General features: G+C 63.8%; 18 protein-coding genes. 12 read left to right on the plus strand and 6 right to left on the minus strand.

Annotated features, from left to right (window positions below; genetic code table 11):
- Positions 1-596: 596 nt before the first annotated feature.
- Together P9236_RS24320 and P9236_RS24325 are read left to right on the plus strand one after the other, a co-directional pair.
- Positions 597-1,244 carry a hypothetical protein gene (locus P9236_RS24320; RefSeq protein WP_278077151.1) on the plus strand — a complete coding sequence of 216 codons (648 nt, stop codon included), beginning with the start codon at positions 597-599 and terminating at the stop codon, positions 1,242-1,244.
- 232 nt (positions 1,245-1,476) lie between these two features.
- Positions 1,477-2,454 (plus strand): hypothetical protein, encoded by a 978-nt coding sequence (locus P9236_RS24325; RefSeq protein WP_278077231.1) that lies wholly within the window; start codon positions 1,477-1,479, stop codon positions 2,452-2,454.
- 510 nt (positions 2,455-2,964) lie between these two features.
- On the opposite strand, the gene P9236_RS24330 is transcribed toward P9236_RS24325, so the two are convergent.
- Positions 2,965-4,077 (minus strand): Gfo/Idh/MocA family oxidoreductase, encoded by a 1,113-nt coding sequence (locus P9236_RS24330; protein WP_278077233.1) that lies wholly within the window; start codon positions 4,075-4,077, stop codon positions 2,965-2,967.
- Positions 4,078-4,098: 21 nt separating this feature from the next.
- Complete coding sequence (locus P9236_RS24335; RefSeq protein ID WP_278077234.1) at positions 4,099-4,794, minus strand: GntR family transcriptional regulator; 696 nt, start codon at positions 4,792-4,794, stop codon at positions 4,099-4,101.
- A gap of 167 nt (positions 4,795-4,961) precedes the next feature.
- On the opposite strand from P9236_RS24335, the gene P9236_RS24340 reads away from it, so the two are divergent.
- Together P9236_RS24340 and P9236_RS24345 are read left to right on the plus strand one after the other, a co-directional pair.
- The gene (locus P9236_RS24340; RefSeq protein WP_278077152.1) at positions 4,962-6,119 is read left to right on the plus strand and encodes an LLM class flavin-dependent oxidoreductase; all 1,158 of its coding nucleotides are present in this window, start codon (positions 4,962-4,964) and stop codon (positions 6,117-6,119) included.
- Positions 6,119-6,601: a flavin reductase family protein gene (locus P9236_RS24345; protein WP_278077153.1), complete on the plus strand. Its 483-nt coding sequence runs from the start codon at positions 6,119-6,121 to the stop codon at positions 6,599-6,601. The genes P9236_RS24340 and P9236_RS24345 overlap by 1 nt, the downstream gene beginning before the upstream one ends.
- Here P9236_RS24345 and P9236_RS24350 read toward each other — a convergent pair.
- Positions 6,586-7,653, minus strand: coding sequence for a LacI family DNA-binding transcriptional regulator (locus P9236_RS24350; protein ID WP_278077154.1), 1,068 nt, complete (start codon positions 7,651-7,653; stop codon positions 6,586-6,588). The genes P9236_RS24345 and P9236_RS24350 overlap by 16 nt on opposite strands.
- 112 nt (positions 7,654-7,765) lie before the next feature.
- On the opposite strand from P9236_RS24350, the gene P9236_RS24355 reads away from it, so the two are divergent.
- The 7 genes from P9236_RS24355 (at position 7,766) to ugpC (ending at position 16,757) form a co-directional block, all read left to right on the plus strand.
- A complete protein-coding gene (locus P9236_RS24355; RefSeq protein ID WP_278077155.1) occupies positions 7,766-8,866 on the plus strand; it encodes a glycoside hydrolase family 88 protein in 1,101 nt (366 codons plus the stop codon).
- Complete coding sequence (kduI, locus tag P9236_RS24360; protein WP_278077156.1) at positions 8,863-9,696, plus strand: 5-dehydro-4-deoxy-D-glucuronate isomerase; 834 nt, start codon at positions 8,863-8,865, stop codon at positions 9,694-9,696. The genes P9236_RS24355 and kduI overlap by 4 nt, the downstream gene beginning before the upstream one ends.
- 50 nt (positions 9,697-9,746) lie before the next feature.
- A complete protein-coding gene (locus tag P9236_RS24365; RefSeq protein WP_278077235.1) occupies positions 9,747-12,209 on the plus strand; it encodes a hypothetical protein in 2,463 nt (820 codons plus the stop codon).
- 91 nt (positions 12,210-12,300) lie between these two features.
- Positions 12,301-13,569: an ABC transporter substrate-binding protein gene (locus tag P9236_RS24370; RefSeq protein ID WP_278077157.1), complete on the plus strand. Its 1,269-nt coding sequence runs from the start codon at positions 12,301-12,303 to the stop codon at positions 13,567-13,569.
- A 68-nt stretch (positions 13,570-13,637) separates the two neighbouring features.
- Positions 13,638-14,588, plus strand: a complete 951-nt coding sequence (locus P9236_RS24375; RefSeq protein ID WP_278077236.1) for a sugar ABC transporter permease — start codon at positions 13,638-13,640, stop codon at positions 14,586-14,588.
- Entirely contained in the window at positions 14,585-15,637 is a 1,053-nt protein-coding gene (locus P9236_RS24380; protein WP_278077159.1) for a carbohydrate ABC transporter permease, read from the plus strand. Before P9236_RS24375 ends, P9236_RS24380 begins: the two co-directional genes overlap by 4 nt.
- Positions 15,638-15,644: 7 nt before the next feature.
- Entirely contained in the window at positions 15,645-16,757 is a 1,113-nt protein-coding gene (gene ugpC / locus P9236_RS24385; protein ID WP_278077160.1) for a sn-glycerol-3-phosphate ABC transporter ATP-binding protein UgpC, read from the plus strand.
- A gap of 377 nt (positions 16,758-17,134) precedes the next feature.
- On the opposite strand, the gene P9236_RS24390 is transcribed toward ugpC, so the two are convergent.
- From P9236_RS24390 to P9236_RS24400, 3 genes are all read right to left on the minus strand, one after another.
- Complete coding sequence (locus tag P9236_RS24390) at positions 17,135-18,229, minus strand: CapA family protein (RefSeq protein WP_278077161.1); 1,095 nt, start codon at positions 18,227-18,229, stop codon at positions 17,135-17,137.
- Positions 18,230-18,302: 73 nt separating this feature from the next.
- The gene (locus tag P9236_RS24395; RefSeq protein WP_278077162.1) at positions 18,303-19,004 is read right to left on the minus strand and encodes a CBS domain-containing protein; all 702 of its coding nucleotides are present in this window, start codon (positions 19,002-19,004) and stop codon (positions 18,303-18,305) included.
- Positions 19,005-19,070: 66 nt separating this feature from the next.
- Entirely contained in the window at positions 19,071-19,472 is a 402-nt protein-coding gene (locus P9236_RS24400) for a hypothetical protein (RefSeq protein WP_278077163.1), read from the minus strand.
- Between P9236_RS24400 and P9236_RS24405 the strand changes: the two genes are divergently transcribed.
- A complete protein-coding gene (locus P9236_RS24405; RefSeq protein WP_278077164.1) occupies positions 19,463-20,110 on the plus strand; it encodes an alpha/beta family hydrolase in 648 nt (215 codons plus the stop codon). The two genes, P9236_RS24400 and P9236_RS24405, sit on opposite strands and share 10 nt — an antisense overlap.
- The last annotated feature ends 68 nt before the right edge of the window (positions 20,111-20,178 follow it).

Genomic DNA, 20,178 nt, shown 5'->3' on the forward strand with positions numbered 1-20,178 from the left:
ATGCTTCAAGCAATCGCGGTAATGCTCTGCATCGGTCCGCTCGCGAGTTCAACTGCCCTGGCCAGCAGTTACGATGGGAGCCGCAGTGACGACCACACGACGATTATTGCCGCCTCGTTGCCGGGACTGGCGCCGGCCGGATCGACGGCGGCGAGCACCGTTCGGGCGATCAAGGTGGCGTGGGATTGCCCGCCTGGCTATGTTGCCGGCCGTTATTATCGTTCTTGTGTGCCGGATCGCCGATTGCCGCATCCGACGTCGACACCGAACGCGGAGCAACTGCCCAGCGCAGTGCAACGCAAGACTTTCACGTGTTCTGAAGCCGGCCTGACGCCCAGCGGAGACGCCGGCGCTGGCAATGGAGCGAAATGCCTGTCGTCCGGGGTTCCACTCTCGGACAGGCAGCGCGTTCGCACCTTCTTGCACCGTCGATGGCTTCGAGGAGACGGCACCGGCATGAGCGGTGCCAGGCAATGACCGGCGCTAGGGTGTCGTCGGCAGCGCCGGCCGCTTTCCTAAGTCGAGTTCCCTTTTCACAGCTTGCGCGCCGCGATCCCTTCGCGACTTGGCGGAATCTCTGGACGGAGAAATTCCAAATGTCATCCCTGAAAGTCGCTCGGCCGCTCCCGGCAGTCCTGCTTGCTATTGCGTTCGTCACCGCCGGGGAGGCGGTCGCGGCCGAGGGGCCGTACAGCACCCCGGTGATACGAGCCGCCGCCTTCGGCTGCACGTTCAGCGACGGCCAGTTGATCTGCAGCACCCTCAAGAAGCACAGGCGTACCGACGGGCAGCAGAGTGGTAACGAGGGTGACGGAACCGAACGCGAGCCGCCCTGCCTTCCTGGAGGCGCCGCAGGATTGACCAAGTCCCGCAAGCCCTGCGACGCGCGGGCGGGTCATAGCAGCAAGAAGAAGAAAAAAGACGTCGACATCGGAAACGAGGGCGAGCGCTCATGCCCGCCCGGCTATGTGGTCCTGAAGGAGAAGAACAAATACGGCGCGTTCTGCGAACCGAAGGAAGGATTTCCCGCTCAGGCTGACCAAGGTGGCGCAGTCCCTGCGCCCGCCGCGCTTCAAAACGTTTGCTGCAAGCCAGGCGAAGGAGGCCCCTACGTTTGTTCCAGCGACAGCACTCCACCTGAGGCGGAGGCATCGATTCGGTCTTCATTGCAGAAGCTATTTCCAGAGGGCCACGTCACCTGCGCCCCCGAGAGAGCCCAAGGAGGTATCCCTCCAGGCTTCTAAGGCTGTCGGACGCTCGGCAAGCAACTGGCCGCCGCGGTCTCGGCAACCCCTTGGTCGAACGGAGAATTCCAATGTCACTCTCGAAAATCGCTCCGCCGCTTCTGCCGGTGCTGCTTGGTATCGCTGTCGTCGCCGCCCGCGGAAGCGGGTGCTTCGGACGGGCCATTCAGCGCCCGGTGCTGCAAGCCGCTAGCGATCTTGCTGCTTTGTCTCTTTGGGAAAGGGTAGGGTGATGTGGGATTTCTCGGTCAGCAAATCCGTGGCGATCATGCTCAGGACATGGCCGTTCATCCTTTTCCGCATGGTCGTCTATTTCGCCATGACGCTCGCCTACATTTCTGCGACGGGCACAGGCGCAGGCATCGGGTGGGGCGTCGGCCACATCTTCGCCGATGGCGGGCCCGAAGGCGCCGCCTTCTATGGCGGCATAGCCGGTTTCGCGCTGGTTTCCATCGCGGTCTACTGGATCCGCGAATACATCCTCTATGTGCTGAAGGCTGGCCACATCGCTGTCATGGTGCACCTGATGGACGGCCGCGACGTGCCGAGCGGCCAGGGACAGATCGCCTATGCGAAAGCGGTGGTCCGGCAGCGCTTCGCCGAGGCCAACATCCTCTTCGTCGTCGACCAGTTGGTGAAGGGGGCGATCCGCGCCGTCACAGGTCTGCTCGGCGGCATCGCCGCCTTCCTGCCGGGGTTGGACGGGCTGGTGCGCTTCGCCAACACGGTAATCCGCATCTCGCTGACCTATGTCGACGAGATCATCCTTGGCTACAACATCCGCATTGACTCGTCCTCGCCCTTCGAGACCGCCCGCCAGGGCGTCGTGCTCTACGCCCAGAACGGCACGAAGATGCTGAAAAACGCGGTGTGGCTGGCACTGATCCTGTGGGGCGTCACCTTCGTCATCTTCCTGCTCATGCTGGCGCCGGCGGGCGCGGTCGTCTACCTCATGCCGGGCCATTTGAGCGGCTGGGGCTTCGTGCTGGCCATCGTCTTCGCCTGGGCGCTGAAGGCAGCTTTTGTGGAGCCCTTCGCCATCGCCTCGCTGATGCAGGTCTATTTCAAGACGATCGAGGGCCAGGTTCCGAACCCGGAATGGGACCACAGGCTCTCCGAAGCGTCGCGCCAGTTCCGCGAGTTGAAGAACAAGGCGATATCGTCTTTCGGCGAAAGGCCGGCAGGGCCAGCGCCGCAGCCGAGCATATGAAAGGGGATCGACGTCCACGCACAGATCCCCGGCACCGACCACATCCTTCTTCATGCTGGCCAGTTTCACCCATCCGCCATCGCTGATGAAGCTGTCTCTCTGGTAGGACGACGTTCCCTTGAGCTTGGTCAGGTTATCGCTGGCGTTCGACGCAGCGATGAACTTCTCGACACAGAGATTGGCCGCCAGCACAGCCTCACTCTGGCGCGTGAGACGCTGTGCTTGAGCATGCGGAAATTCTCCAAAATGGTGAGTGCGGACAAACTTCACCTCGATGCTGCATATACCAAGCTTGGAGAGAAACTATTCCAAGCAGTCGCAATTATGTGAGGTCGCGGTAGGATCGCATAGGCTGGCTCTGCCGCTGGACCGGCAGGACAAGATCCGCATGCCATTGACGCCAGGACAGTGGCTGGTTCGCTTTCGGCTGCACGGTTAGCTGACGCAAACTGCAGCCTGACCAAGGCGGACGTCAGCAATGGGCGGATACTGAAAGTCTGCGACCGTCGGCTAGTCCGGCATCGCGAACTCACTGGCGGGATCGACAGCGCGGCCCTCGCGGGCTGATCGCTGGGCGGCGAGGCCCATGACGACGGCCCACCAGCCGTCTTGCAAGGTCACCTCGACATTGCCTTGCCCTCGCACTGCGGCGACAAAGCGAACGTGCTCGAAATAGGTCGAGCCATTGTGATCGCCTGCCTCGAGCAACCGGGCATCGACCGGAATCTCCAGCAGGCGCGGCCCAGACGGATTGCGCGGACTGACGATCAGCTCGGGCACGGGCGCGGCGCCCAGATGCCGCGGCCAGAAGCGACCCGGTCCGGGAACCCGGCATTCGATCTTGCCGCTGCCGCCGATCGCACAGAGTTCCTCCTGATAGCGACTGCCCTCGGCGAACATGCACAGCTCCAGCATGGCGCGCGCACCGGTCGCGAAATCGACCAGCACATAGCCATGGTCGAGAATATCCGGCGTCTCGCCGCCATAACGTTCGTCAAGATGGTTTATCGCCTGCCCCGCGCTCGCCATCACGCGGACGGGCTCGGATCTGAGTATCAGCCGCATCAGGTCGAAGAAGTGGCAGCACTTCTCGACGAAGGTGCCGCCGGTATTGCGGTTGAAGCGGTTCCAGTGGCCGACCTTGGCCAGGAAGGGGAAACGGTGCTCGCGAATGGTCAGCATGCGGATGCCGCCGGTGGCGTCGCACGCCTGGTCGAGGAAGGCCGCGACGGGAGGCATATATCGATACTCCATGGCCACCCAGACAAACGGGAGCCGGTCCTTCAGTGCCGCGACGCGCCCCGCATCTGCGGCGTCCGTGAACAGCGGCTTTTCCACCAAGACCGGCAGTGGCCGCAGGGTGGCGATCTCCTCCAACTGGCCTAGATGGCGATGATTGGGGCTGGCGATCAGCACGCAATCGACCTCGTCCATGGCCAGCAACTCGGCGATGGACACCGCCGGCCGTGCATCCGGCGCCATCGCCAGCGACCTTGCCAGCATGCCGGGGTCCGGCTCGAAGATTGCGGCTACATGTGCATCCGGCAAAAGGGCGATGTTGCGGATGTGCTCCTGGCCCATCATGCCGCAGCCGATGATGCCGTAGCCGATCGATGATTTGATCACGGGGCCGTCGTCCTTCGGCTATCTGAAACGTGTCACGTAGCGCGCTACGCCCGGATCGAACCAGCTGCGGGAATACTCCACGCTGGCTCCGTCACCAGCCCAGGCGATGCGCTCGATGAATCCTACGAGCGTCCCCGGCGGCGGCTTGAAATCCGGAGGACCCCAGTCCGGCGTGGGCGCGACGGCTATGCGGTCCTCGGCGCGAACGATCGAGAAGCCGAGCGCGAGTCGATAATGGAGATAGAGCGATTCCGATAGGTCCTCGCGCGCGAGCCACTCGGCGCGGCTGGCGTCGAGCCAGATCTCCTCCACCGCGGCCGGCTCGCCGTCCAGCCGCCGCAGGCGGCGGATACGGTGTCCTTCCCGCGTGCTGCCGAATTCCGGCAGGTCGGACGGCTTCGGCAGCCGCTCGACCGACAGCACCTCGGCGGTCGGCAGGCCGCCGCCACCGACACGTTCCAAGCGGAAGAACGCGTAGATTCCGAGCAGGTCGCCGCGCGAGCGCACATAGTTGCCCGACCCGTGGATACGATCGAGAAGACCTTTTCCGGTGAGCTCGGCAAGCGCGCGCCTGAGCGTGCCGACGGCGATGCCCAAGCTCGCGGCCATCTCACGCTCGGGCGGCAGCCGCGCCCCGTCGGCCAACCGCCCGGCGCCGATTTCTCGGATCAGCATCTCGCTGATCTGCAAGTGCAGGGGTAGTGGCCCGCGCATCTGGCTCGATCGGTGACCGGGGTCAGCCCTTTTCAGCTCCATTCCGCTCTCAATTCCGATTCACAGGGCGCTACCAAAAAATTGATACAGTATTGATCTACATCAAATCGAATGCTACGCAAGCCCCATTCGCATCCGAACGACGAACGTCCTTCAAGGAGCGTTCCATGACCATCGTCCCGATCACCTCGCCGCATCTCGACGCAGCCGAAGTCTCCTGGTTCGCCGCGCTCTGTTCGGACGACTATCGCTATCTCGGCGTGCCCGACGGCACACTGCGCTCGAACTGGGCGCACTGCTCCGAGATCGTGAGGACCTCCGAGGAGCTCGGCTTCCGCAATATTCTATGTCCGTCGTCCTATCAGGTCGGGCAGGACACGTTGAGCTTCGTCGCCGGCTGCGCGCCGATCACCTCGAGGATCAATCTGCTCGCGGCCGTGCGTTGCGGCGAGATGCAGCCGATCATGCTTGCACGCACCATCGCGACGCTGGACCATATGCTTGAAGGCCGGCTGACCGTGAACATCATCTCATCGGACTTTCCTGGCGAGACGGCCGACAGCGCCTACCGCTACCAGCGCTCGCGCGAGGTGGTGCAGATCCTGCGTCAGGCCTGGACCCAAGATGCGATCGATTTCGAGGGCGAGGTCTATCGTTTCAAAGGCGTCCCGACGGCGCCGGCAAAGCCCTACCAGCAGAATGGAGGGCCGCTGCTCTATTTCGGCGGCTATTCGCCCGATGCGCTCGATCTTTGCGCCGAACAGTGCGACGTCTACCTGATGTGGCCGGAGACGAAGGAGGAACTCGCCGGCCGCATGAAATCGGTTCACGAGCGGGCCGCGCGCCATGGGCGCACCCTCGACTATGGATTGCGTGTCCACATGATCGTGCGCGACACCGAGGCCGAAGCGAGGGAGTATGCCCGCGAGCTGGTTTCCAAGCTGGATGACGAGCAGGGCAGGGCAATCCGCGAACGGGCGCTCGATGCCCGATCGCTTGGCGTGTCGCACCAGGCCAAGGCCCGCGAGATCGCCGATGCGAAAGGCTATGTCGAGCCGCATCTATGGACAGGCGTAGGGCGGGCGCGCTCGGGCTGCGGCGCGGCGCTGGTGGGCTCAGCCGATCAGGTGCTGTCGGAGATCGAGGCGTATATGAAGATGGGCATCCGAGCCTTCATCTTCTCCGGCTATCCGCATCTCGACGAAGCGCGGCATTTCGGCACCAAGGTGCTTCCTCAGCTCAAGACGTGCTCGTTGCCGCATGCCTACGGGCGTGTGCCGGACCGGGTTCCGGCAACACCATTGGGAAGAGGGGAGCGCCACTGATGGAGCATTTCGTGTGCGACCCGCGTTTGCTGCGCAACGCATTCGGGCGCTTCGCCACCGGTGTGACGGTCGTCACCACCGGCACCGCCGACGGTCCGGTTGCCATCACCGCCAACAGCTTCTCGTCCGTCTCGCTCGATCCGCCGTTGGTGCTCTGGTCGATTGGCCGCCAATCGCGCCGGTTCGACGCCTTCGCCAATGCGGCGCATTACGCCATTCACGTGCTGGCGGACGATCAGATCGAGCTTTGCTGGCGCTTTTCGAAATCGGGGACCGATTTTGCCGGTCTCGAGCTGACCTGGAACAGGCACGGCGTGCCGCTGCTGCCGCGGGCGCTGGCGCGGTTCGAATGCAGCGTCGCCGACCGCTTCCCGGCGGGCGACCATATGATCCTGCTTGGGCGCGTTCTTGAATTGGAGACGCAGGAAGGTCTGCCACTGCTCTTTGCTGGCGGCAAGTCCCGCCCTCAAGGCCGCGGCTGATGACGCTCGGCACCGTCCAGCGCTGGTCCGGTCGACTGGCGCAACACCAGGTGGCAGGCGAGTTCGACGCGGCGCGGCGGCAGCGTCGAGTGGGCCATGTCGTCGAGCAGGAGGCTGAGCGCTGCCGAGCCGATCTCGCGCATGGGAATGTGCATCGCCGTCAGCGGCGGGTTGCAGAAGGCTGCCTGCGGCAGGTCGTCCATGCCAACGACCGAGACATCGGCCGGCACCGAGTATCCTGCCTCCTGGATGCCGGCGATGGCACCGAACGCCAGGCTGTCGCCCGCCGTCAGCACGGCCGTGAAATCGAGGCCGCGATCCGCGATGCGGGCGGTGACGGCCTTGCTTGCAAGCTCCGGAAGCCAGTCCTCAACCTCGACCACGAGGTCGTCGAAGCCGGTGATGCCACCCGCCGTCAGCGCGTCGCGCCAGCCCTCATAACGGCGCTCGATCGTGCGCCGGCCGCGCCGCATCAGGAACAGGATACGGCGGTGGCCAAGACCGATGAGGTGCCTGGCAGCGAGCATGGCGGCGGAGCGGTTGCAGGGCGTCACGCTCGAGTGGCGCATCGAGGGATCGTCGCCATTGACGAGCACGATCGGCTTGGAAAAGCCGGCCGTCAGCGTCAGCACGTCAGCATCATCCAGCGTCAGAAAGAGACAGCCGGCGACGCTGTCATCGTGTTCGGATTCGCGCAGGAGGGCGATTTCGTCCTCGGGCGTCGCGACCGGCCGGGTCACCAGCTCGACGCCCAGCAGTCGGGCGCGTTCGTTGAGCCCATCGAGGACGTGATAGGTGAACTGGCTGCGGGCGCTGTCGACCATCGCCACGCTGCTTGCAGCCAGGATGACCTTGCGGCCGGCAACCGAGGCCGCGATAGCGTAGTTCATCGACTTCGCCGTCTCGATGATCGTGGCGCGAAGCTCATCCTTGACGCCGCCGACGCCGCTCAACGCGCGGGAGGCGGTGCTCACGGAGACGCCGCACCGCGCCGCAATCTCTTCCAGTCGAACACGGCGGCTGGGGCGGCCGCGCTTGCCCTGGATCGTCATAGGTTCCCGCGCCTCCAGCAAAGTCGTCCGAAAATTCTGCAAAAAAAATTCATGTTGCGCAAGAAAAATCCCTGTGGAACAGTTCGCGTGAGCTGGAGAAACGGGAGGAGTGATGCCGCTTTCGGCCGAACGCCTGAATTCCGCGCTTGCGAGCCTCGTGGCCGGCATGACCGGCTTGCGCCATGACGGGCGGTTCGATGAGCCCAATCTCGACGGGACGCCGGGAGACTATGTCAGCTTCGACAGCTGGGAATGGCCGCAGGGCGTCGGACTCTATGGCCTGGTCCGGCTGTGGGCGCAGACCGGCGAGGATCGGCTGCTGCAGACGATCGAGGCCTGGTACGACCGGCGCATCGCGGCCGGACTGCCTGCGATGAACGTCAACACCACCGCGCCTCTGCTCGCGCTGAGCGAATTGTGGCGGCGCCGGCGCCAGCCGCGCTTCGAGCCGGTCTTGCGCGAATGGGCCGAGCAGGTGATCACCGCGATGCCGCGGACGCCCGAAGGCGGCTTCCAGCACAATGTTTCGGACCGGGTCAACGACGACGAATTGTGGGACGACACCTTGTTCATGGTGGCGCTGTTTCTTGCATCCTATGGCCAGGTCGCCGGCCAGCGCCGCTTCGTCGAGGAGGCGGAACGGCAGTTCCTCGTCCACGCCCGTTATCTCGCCGATCCGGTGTCGGGGCTGTGGTTCCACGGCTGGACATTCGACGGCCGGCACAATTTCGCCCGCGCGCTTTGGGGCAGGGGCAATGCCTGGATCACGGTCGGTATTCTCGACCTGATAGAGTTGGCCGAGATTACGCCCTCGGTGCAGGGCTGTTTGCTCGGTATTCTGGAGACGCAGATCAAGGCGCTGCTCGAGCTCCAGTCGGATACGGGCGCATGGCACACCTTGCTCGACGATCCGCGCTCCTACGAAGAGATCTCCGCCACGGCCGGTTTCGGCTATGGGCTGATGAAAGCCGCACGGCTGGGAATCGGTCCGGCAGAATGCAGGGCCGCCGGTCTCCGCGCTCTGGAGGCGGTGGTGGCCAACATCGACGACCAAGGGGTTGTGGCGAATGTCTCCTACGGCACACGCATGGGCCACGACCTGCAGTTCTACCGCGACATTCCCGTCCATCCGACCGGCTATGGGCAAGCGCTGGCTATACTGTGCCTGACCGAAGGAGCGCGGCATGTGCCGTCGAAGGTGGAGGCGGCATGATGCGGATGCTCTACGGCGCATCGCCGACGGACATTGCAGGCATGGATTCGGAGCGGCTGCGAGCCGAATTCCTGGTCGAGCGCCTGTTCCGGCGGGACGCGATCGAATTCGTCTATACCCATGCCGACCGCATGATCGTCGGCGGCGCGGTTCCACTCGCCAAACCGCTGATGTTCGGCAGCGGGGACGAGGTCGGCACGGAGCTCTTCTTCACGGCGCGTGAGATGGGTATCGCCAACCTAGGCGGCGATGGCACAGTCGCCGTGGACGGCATGCGCTTTACCCTGGCCAACCGCGATATCCTCTATATCGGACGTGGCGCGCGCGAGGTAACGTTGGAGAGCGACGATCCGGAGAGGCCGGCGCACTTCTACATGAACTCGGTGCCGGCCGGCGCCGACATTCCCCACCGGCTCATCCCCTGCGGTGAAGCCAAGCCGCTGGTGCTGGGCGAGGAGGCGCGCGCCAACAAGCGCACGCTGCGCATGTATATCCACCCCGAAGTGGCCCCGTCATGCCTTTTGCTGATGGGCATCACCGACCTCGCGCCAGGCAGCGTGTGGAACACCATGCCGCCGCATCTGCATGAGCGGCGCATGGAGGCCTATTGCTATTTCGACCTCGCCGCTGCGGACCGGGTCGTCCATCTGATGGGCCGACCCGACAATACCCGCCATCTGATGGTCGCCGACGGTGACGTCGTCCTGTCGCCGGCCTGGTCGATCCATATGGGCGCGGGCACCGGTCCCTACGCCTTTGTCTGGGGCATGACAGGGGAGAACCAGGCCTACACCGATGTCGACCCGGTTGCCGTGAAGGATTTGCGATGAGCGTGGCCGCGCAAAGCGTTCAGACCGATTTCACGCTGCGCCGGCCGCTCATGGCCGGGCGGCCGATCGCCTATTGGCGGCTCGGTCCCGTCCTCGAGCAGCGCTACGACGTGGCCGATCAGCCCATGAAGGGCGAGATGGATCCCTTCTTCTTCCTGACCAAGCACAAGAATTTCATTCCGCATGAATATCCGTGCCGCACGCAATTCGCAGCCGAACGCCGCGGCAAGCGGCCTCTGATCGGCGCCGAGTTCAGCGGAGCGCGCATCTGGCTGCCGTTCGCCTCGCCGCGGGTCGACGTGTCGGGCTTCTGGTTCCGGCCGACAGTGCTTGGAACCTGGGCCGAGACCATTGTCGACGCCGCCTCGGCCGGCAAGGCGCTCGTGCGGCTGCGCACCTGCGGCGGCGCCATACTTTTCGCCAACGGTGAGGAGGCCGGCTGGATGGCGCCCTACGGCCGCAACCTGGAAAGCGCCGAGGACTTCAGAATTGCGCTCAAGGCCGGCCGCAACGAAATCCGGATATGGTTCGACGATCTCGCCGAGCGCGACGCCCGCTACTATTTCCAACTCGACTACCTATCAGGTCCAACCGCTGCGGTCGCGTTGCCGATCGAGGTCGAGGGCGCGGTTGCGGATGCGATGGAGGCGGCGCTCGACGACATGCATTTCGAGCACCCGGCCTATGATGGCGGCGAGGTGGCGCTCGTCACCGGCGTGGCCTTGCCACGCGACGCTGCGGTCGCCGTCGAGATCGAGGGCGATTTCATGTCGATCGAGGCGCCGGTGCGCTTTGCCTTCAATCTGCCCGCCGGCCAGAAGCGCCTGCCAATCGCAGATACCGAGCAGCTGCCGGCCGACTTTCGTCATTTCAAGGTGACGCTGGCGATCGGAGGCCATGCCGTATCGCGCGTCTTCGGCGTGGAGATCTGTCACGCGCGCCGCCAGGGCGCCGCGCCGGAAACGCTCGCCGCGCGCATCGACGAGGCGCTCAGTGAAGTCGCCGATCATGCCGAGGCCGACACGGTGCGCGCGCTGGCACGGCTGGCGATCGGTCAGGCGGGCGCCGAAACGGACGCCATGGTCTCCGGGGCTCTGGCTGCGATCGAGGATTGTCACGATTGCGCCGATTTCATCCTGGTGCCGCTGCTGTGGTGCCGCAAGGCCTTTGGAAATCGGCTAGAAGCAAACCTGCGCGCGCGCGTCGACAAGGCCATCCTCGGCTACCGCTATTGGATGGACGAGCCCGGCAATGACGTGCAGTGGTATTTCTCCGAGAACCACGCGCTGCTCTTTCACACCGCCGCCTACATTGCCGGCGGGCTTCTGCCGGAAGCGCGCTTCGTGCGGTCGGGCCGCCTTGGCAGCGAGCAGTCCGCCGTGGGCGCCGCGCGCGTGCGGGCCTGGCTCGATCATTTCAAGGCATGGGAAATGGCCGAGTTCAATTCGGCGCCCTACTTCCCGATCGACCTCAAGGGTCTGTGCGCGCTCTACGCGCTGGCTCCCGACAAGGACATCGCCGAACGTGCCGGCAACGCGGTGATACGCCTGCTGGAGATCGTCGCCCGCTCGGCCCATCACGGCATCCTCACCGGTGCGCAAGGCCGCTCCTATGAGCACACGCTGCGCGCTGCGCGCTCCCTGGAACTGTCGGGCATCTGCCGCATGGTCTGGGGCAAGGGCAATTACGGCATGCGCTTCCATGCGCTGCCGCAGCTTGCACTCTGCCTGCGTGATCACGGCTTGACGGTTCCAGCCAAGCTGGCGGCGATTGCCTCCCTCGCCGACGACGATGCCGGCTGGGAATGGACCTTCGCGCAGGGACAGGACCGGTTCGCGCGGCTCTATCACTATAAGACCCGTGACCATGCGATGGGCAGCGCGGCCGGCTATCGCTGGAACCAGTGGGGTTACCAGGAAACCGTGATCCACGCCCGGCTGGGCAGAAATCCGGATGCGCAGATCTGGATCAACCATCCGGGCGAAGTCCTGCAGTCGGGATATGGCAGGCCGTCCTACTGGGGCGGCTCCGGCACCTTGCCGCGGGTCCACCAATACCGCGACCTCGCCGTCGTCAGCTTCACCGGCTCGGATGAGCAGCCTGACTTCACGCATGCCTGGTTTCCGGCGAGTGTCTTCGAGGCTTTGCGAGTGGATGGCCACCGGGCGTTCGCGCAGTCCGGGAACGCTTTTGCCATGCTGAAAACCGACATGCCGCTGACGCCGGTCAAGACCGGTCCGACGGCCGGCAACGAGTTGCGGGCAGCGGGCCGCAGGGCGACATGGATCGTTCGCCTCGGCGACCGGACCAGCGATCTGCAAACGCTCGACGCCTGGGCGGCCGTCTTCGCGGAGCTGTCGGTGCGGTCGGGCTCCGACGGAGAACTGATCGTCGAAGATCCGGAATACGGCACCGTGCGTTTTCTCGCCGACGCGAGGGTCGTGGCCGAGGGGCGGATGCTCGATCCGGCCAACTGGACCGTGCGCGGCGAGGCGACACGCATGAAACGCTGAGAATAGGGAGGAATCGGCCGCAGCCCTCAAGAGGAGAGGGCGGAGCGGTTGAACGGTCGGGGCGCACCCCGGATAAAGGAGGAGACGAAGCATGACCAAGACCCGCACCTTGCTGGCCGCGATATCGGTCAGCCTGCTCGCATCGACCAGCGCCTTTGCCGGCGACGTGCGCATCATGTGGTACTCGGACGGTGTCGAAGGCGATGTCATCCAGGACCTTCTGAACCGTTTCATGAAGGACAATCCGGATATCCACGTCACGCTCGACAACGTTGCCTACAAGGTGATCCAGGAGCAGCTGCCCATCCAGCTCGAAGCCGGTCAGGGGCCGGATATCGCCCGCGTCACCAACATCAAGGAACTCGCCCAGCACTGGCTCGATCTCAGGCCGCTTGTGGCCGATCCGAAATACTGGGACGATAATTTCGGCGACACGCTGGACTGGATGCGACCCGACGGCTCCAAAGCCATTACCGGTTTCATGACCCAGCTTACGCTCACCGGGGGCTTCGCCAACAAGACGCTGTTCGAACAGGCCGGCGTAGCGCTGCCCGGCGAAAAGGCGACCTGGGACGACTGGATCAACGCCGCCGCTCAGGTGGCGAAGAGTCAACAGCTCTCGGCTGCCTTCGCGATCGACCGCTCCGGCCACCGCATTTCCGGCCCGAATATCTCCTACGGCGCGAATTATATCGGAACAGATGGCATGCCGGCGAAGGTGGACGACGGCACCAAGACGTTCGTCGGCAAGCTCGTCGACTGGACCGCCAAGGGACTAATGCTGAAAGATACCTGGGTCTCCGCGGCAGGATCGACCTACCGCGCGGCCGCCGACGATTTCGTCAACGCGCAGATCCCGTTCTATTATTCGGGAAGTTGGCAGGTCGCCAATTTGTCGACCAAGATCGGCGGCAGTTTCGATTGGGTGGCGACCGGCTCGCCTTGCGGCCCCGCCGGCTGCTCGGGCGTGAAGGGCGGCGCGGCGCTGGTCGCCATCAAATACACGAAGAACCCCAAGGACGTCGCCAAGGTCATGGACTATCTGGCCCGCGAAGACGTCGTGAAAGAATTCAGCGAGCGCACGCTGTTCCTGCCGGCGCACAAGGGCGTGATCGAGAAAGGCGGACTGAAGTGGGTTTCGACCGACAAGAATGTCGGTCCGGCGCTCGACAAATTCGTCAAGGCGGCAGGTGGGACGCTGCCGGCGGCCGACGCGCTGCCGCCGTGGAAGTGGGCCAATGCCTATTATGCGGCGCTGGTAACCCGCGTCAGCCAGGTGATGGCCGGCGAGCTCACGCTAGATGAAGCCTGGGGCAAGATCGACCAGGACATCGCCGACAAGGTTACAGAGGCCAAGTGACCGGTGCTGCGACACTCAAGACTTGGACGGCCGCCGCTGTCGCCGCGCCGGTCGTCTGGCTTGCATCGATCGTCAACGTGCCGCTCAAGTCCTGGCAGCGTGCGACAGGCACCGGCGGCATGGCCGCCTTCTTCCTCGCCCCGAACATGGCGATCTTCGGCATCTTCGTGCTGGTGCCGCTGGTCATCAACTTCTTCTATTCGGCCACGTCCGGAACAGCTTACTTCCTGCAGGACCGCACCTATGTCGGGCTGGAGCAATATCAGCGCCTGCTCGACTGCAGCAGCTATCTGGATCCTGCCACCTGCCGCGAGGATCTCTTCTGGAAGGCGGTGCACAATACGGGCCTGTTCGTCGTCGTGCAGGTGGCGCTGATGACGATCGTGTCGATCGCAACCGCGCTGATCCTCAACCGCGAAATCGTGGGGCGCAGCTTCTGGCGTGCGGTGTTCTTCTTTCCAGTGCTGTTGTCGCCCGTCGTCACCGGCCTGATCTGGCGCTGGATCCTGCAACGCCAGGGCCTGCTGAACCTGATCGTCCACGACATGGGAGGCGAGCCGTACAACTGGCTGACTGATCGTTTCTGGGCCTTCGCCGCCGCCGTCAGTGTTTCGGTCTGGGCCCATATGGGCTTCTATACGCTCATCCTGCTTGCCGGCTTGCAGGCGATCCCGCGCGACCTTTACGAGGCTGCCGAGATGGACGGCACGAAGCCGGCGCGAATATTCTGGCGCATCACGCTGCCGCTCTTGATGCCGAACCTGCTTGTCGTCATCGTGCTGGCGCTGATCCGCGCCGTGCAGATCTTCGACGAGGTCTATGTGCTGACCGGAGGAGGGCCGGGGACCTCCACCCTCTATCTCACGCAATACATCTATGAGATCGGCTTTGCCTCCCTGCTGCGCAATCCAGGGCTGGCTTCGGCGGCTTCCATCCTGATGGGGCTGGTGCTGGTCGTGCTCACACTGCTTCAGCTCCAGGTCGGACGGCGGGGCGAACGGAAGGGGACGCGCGAATGAGCGGTGTCGCGACATTCCTGACCCGCCGGCGCGGGGGCCGGGGCTGGCACTGGACGGACATCGTCAGCTGGCTGTGGCTAGCCGGCGGGCTGGTGATCATGTTCGGCCCGGCCGTCTGGCTGGTGGGCTCGTCCTTCAAGACGCCGGCGCAGCTTGCCGAGTTCCCACCGACCATCCTGCCCTATGTCAGCCAGCAGGCGACGGTGGAAGGTCACGACAAGCCGCTCACTCTCTACAGGGTGAAGCTGCCGGATGGTTCAACCAAGGTGCTGGCCGAGGTGCGCCGCATCGGCATCGTGGCCCAGATGGTGGACCCGAAGGCGCCGAACGAGATCGTGAAGGTCAACATCGCCAACCGTGAACCGGTGCGCGAAATCGGCCTTGCGACGGAGAACTACACCGAGCCCTTCGTCCATTTCGACTTCCTGCGCTATCTGCGCAATTCGGTTTTCGTGACGGCAATGGCGACGCTGATCACGCTGCTCACCAATTCGATGGCCGCCTTCGCCCTGTCGAAATACAGGTTTCGCGGCCGCGATCTCACCATGCTGTTGATCGTCGGCACGCTGATGGTGCCGCTGTCGGTCATCCTGGTGCCGCTCTATTCGGTGGTGAGCGCTGTCGGCCTGCTCGATTCGCTGTGGGGCGTGATCCTGCCGACAGTGGCGACGCCGACCGGCGTGTTCCTGTTGCGTCAATATATGCTGACCATCCCGGACGAGCTGCTGGATGCGGCGCGCATGGACAACGCGTCCGAATGGCAGATCTACTGGCGAATCGTATTGCCTCTTGCCGCGCCGGCGCTCGCCGTGCTCGCGATCTTTTCGGTCGTCTGGCGCTGGAACGACTTTCTTTGGCCGCTGGTGGTTCTGTCGCGCAAGGAGCTCTACACGCTCCAGGTCGGGCTCAACACCTATGCCGGCCAGCTCAATGTGCAGTGGCATTACATTCTGGCCATGACCGTGGTGACGATGATCCCCGTCGTCCTCGTCTTCGTCTTCCTGCAGCGCTACATCACATCCGGCATTGCCGGTACCGGGCTGAAGTGAGGGTGCCATGGGACGGATAACGCTGACCGACATCGATCGCGCCTACGGTAAGATAAAGATCCTGCACAACATCAATCTCGACGTCGGCGACGGCGAGATGCTGGTGCTCGTTGGTCCGTCTGGTTGCGGCAAATCCACGCTGCTGCGCCTGATCGCCGGGCTCGACCGGCCGACCGGCGGCAAGATCGAGATCGACGGCGCCGACGTCACCGAGGTTTCGGCTGCGCGGCGCGGGCTGGCGATGGTGTTCCAGTCCTATGCGCTCTACCCGCATATGAGCGTGCGGCAGAACCTTGCCTTCGGGCTCGAGAACATCCGCATGCCGAAAGCCGAGATCGACGCGCGCATTGCGGAAGCGGCGCGCATGCTGGACATTGCGCCCTATCTCGATCGCCGGCCCGGTCAACTGTCGGGCGGGCAGAAGCAGCGCGTGGCTATCGGCCGTGCGGTGGTGCGCAATCCGACCGCTTTTCTCCTGGATGAACCGCTGTCCAACCTCGACGCCGAACTGCGCATCAGCACGCGCGCCGAATTGGCTGCGCTGCACAAGCGACTGGCAACCACGATGATCTACGTGACCCACGACCAGGTCGAGGCGATGACGCTGGCGGACCGCATCGTGGTGATGCGGTCGGGGCGGATAGAGCAGGTCGGCCGGCCGCTCGATCTCTACAACGCGCCAGCGAACCTGTTCGTGGCCGGCTTCATCGGCGCGCCGCGCATGAATCTTTTGCCGGTCAAGGTGCGTTCCGCCAGCGGCGCGCAAGTGCACGTCGAAGGTCCGGGCGGGCTTTCGGCAGCGATTGCGGCTGACGGGACCGCACTGAAGCCCGGCGACGAGGCGACGCTTGGCATACGGCCGCATGACATCGAACTTTCGGACGGCAGCAAGGGATCGGTCGAAGCGCGGGTGACGCTGGCCGAAGCGCTGGGACCGGAAACCGTCGTTCACGCCACCATCGCCGGCGACAACAGACTGGTCGCGGTGCTCAAGCGCCAGGACGTCCAGACGCAAGGCCAGCCGATCAACCTCACCCTGCCGCCGGAGCGGATGCATCTCTTCAATTCCGCCGGGCTGCGGATCGCTTCGCGCCGAGCGGCTCCCGCTAGCGTTGGTTAAGAGCGGCCGCCTCCCGCAGCGAGGCGGCCGGCTGGATTCGCCGTCCACAGCCCCGGAGCAGCTGCGCCACAGTGTCGACCAGCGACGCATTCTCCCGCCGAGCGCGGCCACGATACGTTCAGGATGCGCTGATCGCCGAGCAGCTCGAAGTCGTTCGCGCCATACGCGAGGGCGCGCGGATCATGGTCTGCGGCGGGCGGCAGATGGCGGCAGGGGTTCGCGCTTCAGCAATATTGGCCATAGAGGTAAGCTCTGCCGCTGCCTGAAAGCGGACATCGCCGGCGGAGGTCGTGGGTTGCGGCGAGAAGCAGGCCTCTGGCCGGCTTAGGCCGGTAGCGCGGATCGACAACGCTCGGGAAGAATTCCCGGATCGATACCTACGCCGACAGCATCAGCGTGCGCTGATCGCTCAGGCGAATGTGACGCCCGAAGCGCCGGCATTCGCGGTCCAGCGTCTGGCCGAGCCAAGCGGTTTCAACTTCGCTGGCGCGAACGAGTTGGAATTTGTGCACGCGGAAGGGCACCATTTCCATCCTGAGACGAGTATGGCTCACGTCGTCCAAATCGATGAAGTAGGCCAAAGAGAGTTCAGGACGATACGCTTCGTGTCCGCCAATTCCCTCGTAGTCATTGATGAAATCGCCGCATCCGTAAAGGATCGGCTTGCCCGCATGGACCTCAATCGCCAGGGGATGATGTGAAGAGTGCCCGTGGACGATGTCGACGCGGGCGCTGTCGATCAGGTCGTGGGCGAAGCGTATGTGCGCGGCGGGTACTTCATAGCCCCAATTGGCTCCCCAATGGATGGAGACGAGGACTATGTCGCCAGGCCGGCGCCAGCGGTCGATGCTGTGGATGACGGATGTGAGCGCATCTTCGTCCAGGCTGGCAAGGACATTCACCCCGGGCCAGTTCTTTGCGGCAGCCCAGTGCTCCGGAACTCCACTGGATGGGCAAGCAAACGCGAAGACGAGAAGCCGCTTGCCTGGTGAGGCCTCGAGCATGGCAGGAGATGCGGCCGCATCGGCATCGAGCCCCGCGCCGGCCGTCGCGAATCCTGCTTGTTGTATCGCGCACAGTGTATTCTTCAGGCCGGCTGATCCCCAGTCAGCGACATGATTGTTGGCAAGGACGCAGCAGTCGATGTCCGCGGCGGCTAGGCAGCCCAAATTGGCCGGATGCATCCGATAATTAATGCCCTTCGGTTCAGGCTGCCCGTCGGCCGTGACACTGGTTTCCAAGTTGACAATTCTCAGATCTGGTTCGCGGCGATCGATCTCGTCCAGCGCATCACCCCAGATATAGTCAAAAGGCACTGCTCGCGGGATTTCGCCTGAACGACTTTCGGCCAGCTTCACATAGCCAAGAGCGGAGCGCATATGCGGTTCGTGCAGCATCGGTTCGCAAGGATGCGGCAGGATCTGGTCGATCCCACGACCGGTCATCACATCGCCGCACAGAAACAGTCTCATTTCGCACAGGTTCCCTTCCCGACACGCCGGATCTAGAGCGCAAGCACCGAACCCTCTCGAAGGTGCAAGGGCGCTATGTCCGTCCCTTCAAGCCGGAAGCTCGAGGAATCACGCTAAGGTGATCGATCACCTCGGCGACGCCCGGTGCGTTCTTAGCAGCCACACGGATAGCGTCCCGGACGATTTCGCTCGCCACGTTGCCGGTCAATTCAACGACGCCGTCACAGACCGCAACATTGATGATCGGTCGCGGCGCCCATCTCTTGCCTCTGATCTCCCTCAGGATGTGGCTGCGTATGGACAGGTCCGTGGTCTTGGCTTCCGGCAAGCTGTCGAGACGTGCGGCGAGACCGCGCAGCAGGTCGGCTCGGCTGACAATTCCGATCACCTTCCCATCTTGAACGACGGGCAATCGCTTCACACCGTCTCGGGTCATCAGGGCAACGATCTTCCCGAGCGGCGTGTCCGGAGTGATGCTGACGACCTGAGAGGTCATCACCTCGCAGACCGTACGGCCACGGCTCTGCACATATTCTTCCGCCAGCTCGTCCGGTGTAAGCCATAGTTGAATCCACTTTTCGTGCCTGGGCGCGGTGCTGATCTCGGGCCGGCAAACGAGGTCCCGTTCCGTGACGATACCGACCAACGCGCCTTTCTGATCGACGACCGGCAGCCCACTGACGCGATGCTCAAGCATGAGGTGAGCGGCGTTTGCGACCGAACTCTGCGGGGTGACCGTCAAAACTCCGGTGGTCATGATGTCCCGCGCTTGCATTGCCAGATCCTTCCGATCATCGACATCTACAATGGACCGGCGCCGGCTATTGCGCATTGCGACAAATCAAAGTCGGATTTGCAGTCCGCGGAGTAGTTCAACCCCTGTGGGGCCGCCGCTAGCCTCGACGAATGCAAAGAAACGATTGATCAAGATCAATGAATCATCCGTCTCATTGCATATGCTGATGAAGTTGTGCCGAGGCAGATTGGCGAAGTACGGCATTGAAACGTCTTCAGGCGGGAAGATGCCAATGCGACGAACCAGTCGTCCGTTGACGCGCAATAAAGGATCCGCAGTCTTGCCGACGAGCGCCCCATGAGAGATTCCAGGGTGGAAGCCGGCGAGGCTGCGGATTCCTGCCGCGATGATTCCGCCCGATCTTGAGACGCCGACCGCTTCGGTTTGATGGTAATCAATGCATGCGGCGACGAGGCGTGTTCTCTGGCGACATGCAAATGCAGACATCGGCTAACGGCGACTTTGCTACCGGCGTTGCTATTCCACCGCTCGGGCTTCCAGGCCTCCGGCGTGTTCCGCAAAAGTGCCGCGGTCTCGTCGTCTTCGCCCATGGCAGCGGGTCGAACCTGTCCAGCCCGCGCAACGCCTATGTCGCCGAGGCGTTGAACAAGGCAGGATTCGCGACCCTGCTTTTTGATCTGCTCAGGGACGAGGAAGAAGCCGACAGGCGAAACGTCTTTGACATCCCGCTTCTGGCCGACAGGCTGGCATCAGCGATTGAATGGAGGGCCGCACAGGACGATCTGGCCAAGCTGCCGGTTGGCCTGTTCGGCGCGAGCACCGGGGCCGCTGCAGCGCTCGTCGTCGCCGCACGGTGCGGGAACGCGGTCGCTGCGGTGGTGTCTCGTGGCGGTCGGCCCGATTTGGCAAAGGAGGTGCTCGAAGCGATCCGCGCCCCGACGCTGCTCATCGTCGGCGGTCGTGATCGAGAAGTGCTGCTGCTGAACGAGACAGCGCTATCCAGGCTGACCTGTCCAAAGGCGCTGAAGATCATCCCCGGCGCGACACATCTGTTTTCCGAACCCGGGGCCCTTGATGGCGTGATCGCCGAAGCAGCGGGCTGGTTCAGCACCTACCTGAAGTAGCGGCTCGGATAGGCTGATGTCGCAGTTTGATCCAACTCAAGGCGCTCCCGCGTGTCTGGCGATTCGAT

The organism is Mesorhizobium sp. WSM4884, assembly GCF_029625675.1.
Lineage (GTDB): Bacteria > Pseudomonadota > Alphaproteobacteria > Rhizobiales > Rhizobiaceae > Mesorhizobium.

Coding starts and splice junctions, on each gene's coding strand:
- P9236_RS24320 (WP_278077151.1), top strand. CDS start 597: ATGTCATCCCTGAAAGTCGCTCGGCCGCTCCCGGCAGTCCTGCTTGCT.
- P9236_RS24325 (WP_278077231.1), top strand. CDS start 1,477: ATGTGGGATTTCTCGGTCAGCAAATCCGTGGCGATCATGCTCAGGACA.
- P9236_RS24335 (WP_278077234.1), bottom strand. CDS start 4,794: ATGCGCGGGCCACTACCCCTGCACTTGCAGATCAGCGAGATGCTGATC.
- P9236_RS24340 (WP_278077152.1), top strand. CDS start 4,962: ATGACCATCGTCCCGATCACCTCGCCGCATCTCGACGCAGCCGAAGTC.
- P9236_RS24345 (WP_278077153.1), top strand. CDS start 6,119: ATGGAGCATTTCGTGTGCGACCCGCGTTTGCTGCGCAACGCATTCGGG.
- P9236_RS24350 (WP_278077154.1), bottom strand. CDS start 7,653: ATGACGATCCAGGGCAAGCGCGGCCGCCCCAGCCGCCGTGTTCGACTG.
- P9236_RS24355 (WP_278077155.1), top strand. CDS start 7,766: ATGCCGCTTTCGGCCGAACGCCTGAATTCCGCGCTTGCGAGCCTCGTG.
- kduI (WP_278077156.1), top strand. CDS start 8,863: ATGATGCGGATGCTCTACGGCGCATCGCCGACGGACATTGCAGGCATG.
- P9236_RS24365 (WP_278077235.1), top strand. CDS start 9,747: ATGGCCGGGCGGCCGATCGCCTATTGGCGGCTCGGTCCCGTCCTCGAG.
- P9236_RS24370 (WP_278077157.1), top strand. CDS start 12,301: ATGACCAAGACCCGCACCTTGCTGGCCGCGATATCGGTCAGCCTGCTC.
- P9236_RS24380 (WP_278077159.1), top strand. CDS start 14,585: ATGAGCGGTGTCGCGACATTCCTGACCCGCCGGCGCGGGGGCCGGGGC.
- ugpC (WP_278077160.1), top strand. CDS start 15,645: ATGGGACGGATAACGCTGACCGACATCGATCGCGCCTACGGTAAGATA.
- P9236_RS24390 (WP_278077161.1), bottom strand. CDS start 18,229: ATGAGACTGTTTCTGTGCGGCGATGTGATGACCGGTCGTGGGATCGAC.
- P9236_RS24395 (WP_278077162.1), bottom strand. CDS start 19,004: ATGCAAGCGCGGGACATCATGACCACCGGAGTTTTGACGGTCACCCCG.
- P9236_RS24405 (WP_278077164.1), top strand. CDS start 19,463: ATGCAGACATCGGCTAACGGCGACTTTGCTACCGGCGTTGCTATTCCA.
- P9236_RS24400 (WP_278077163.1), bottom strand. CDS start 19,472: ATGTCTGCATTTGCATGTCGCCAGAGAACACGCCTCGTCGCCGCATGC.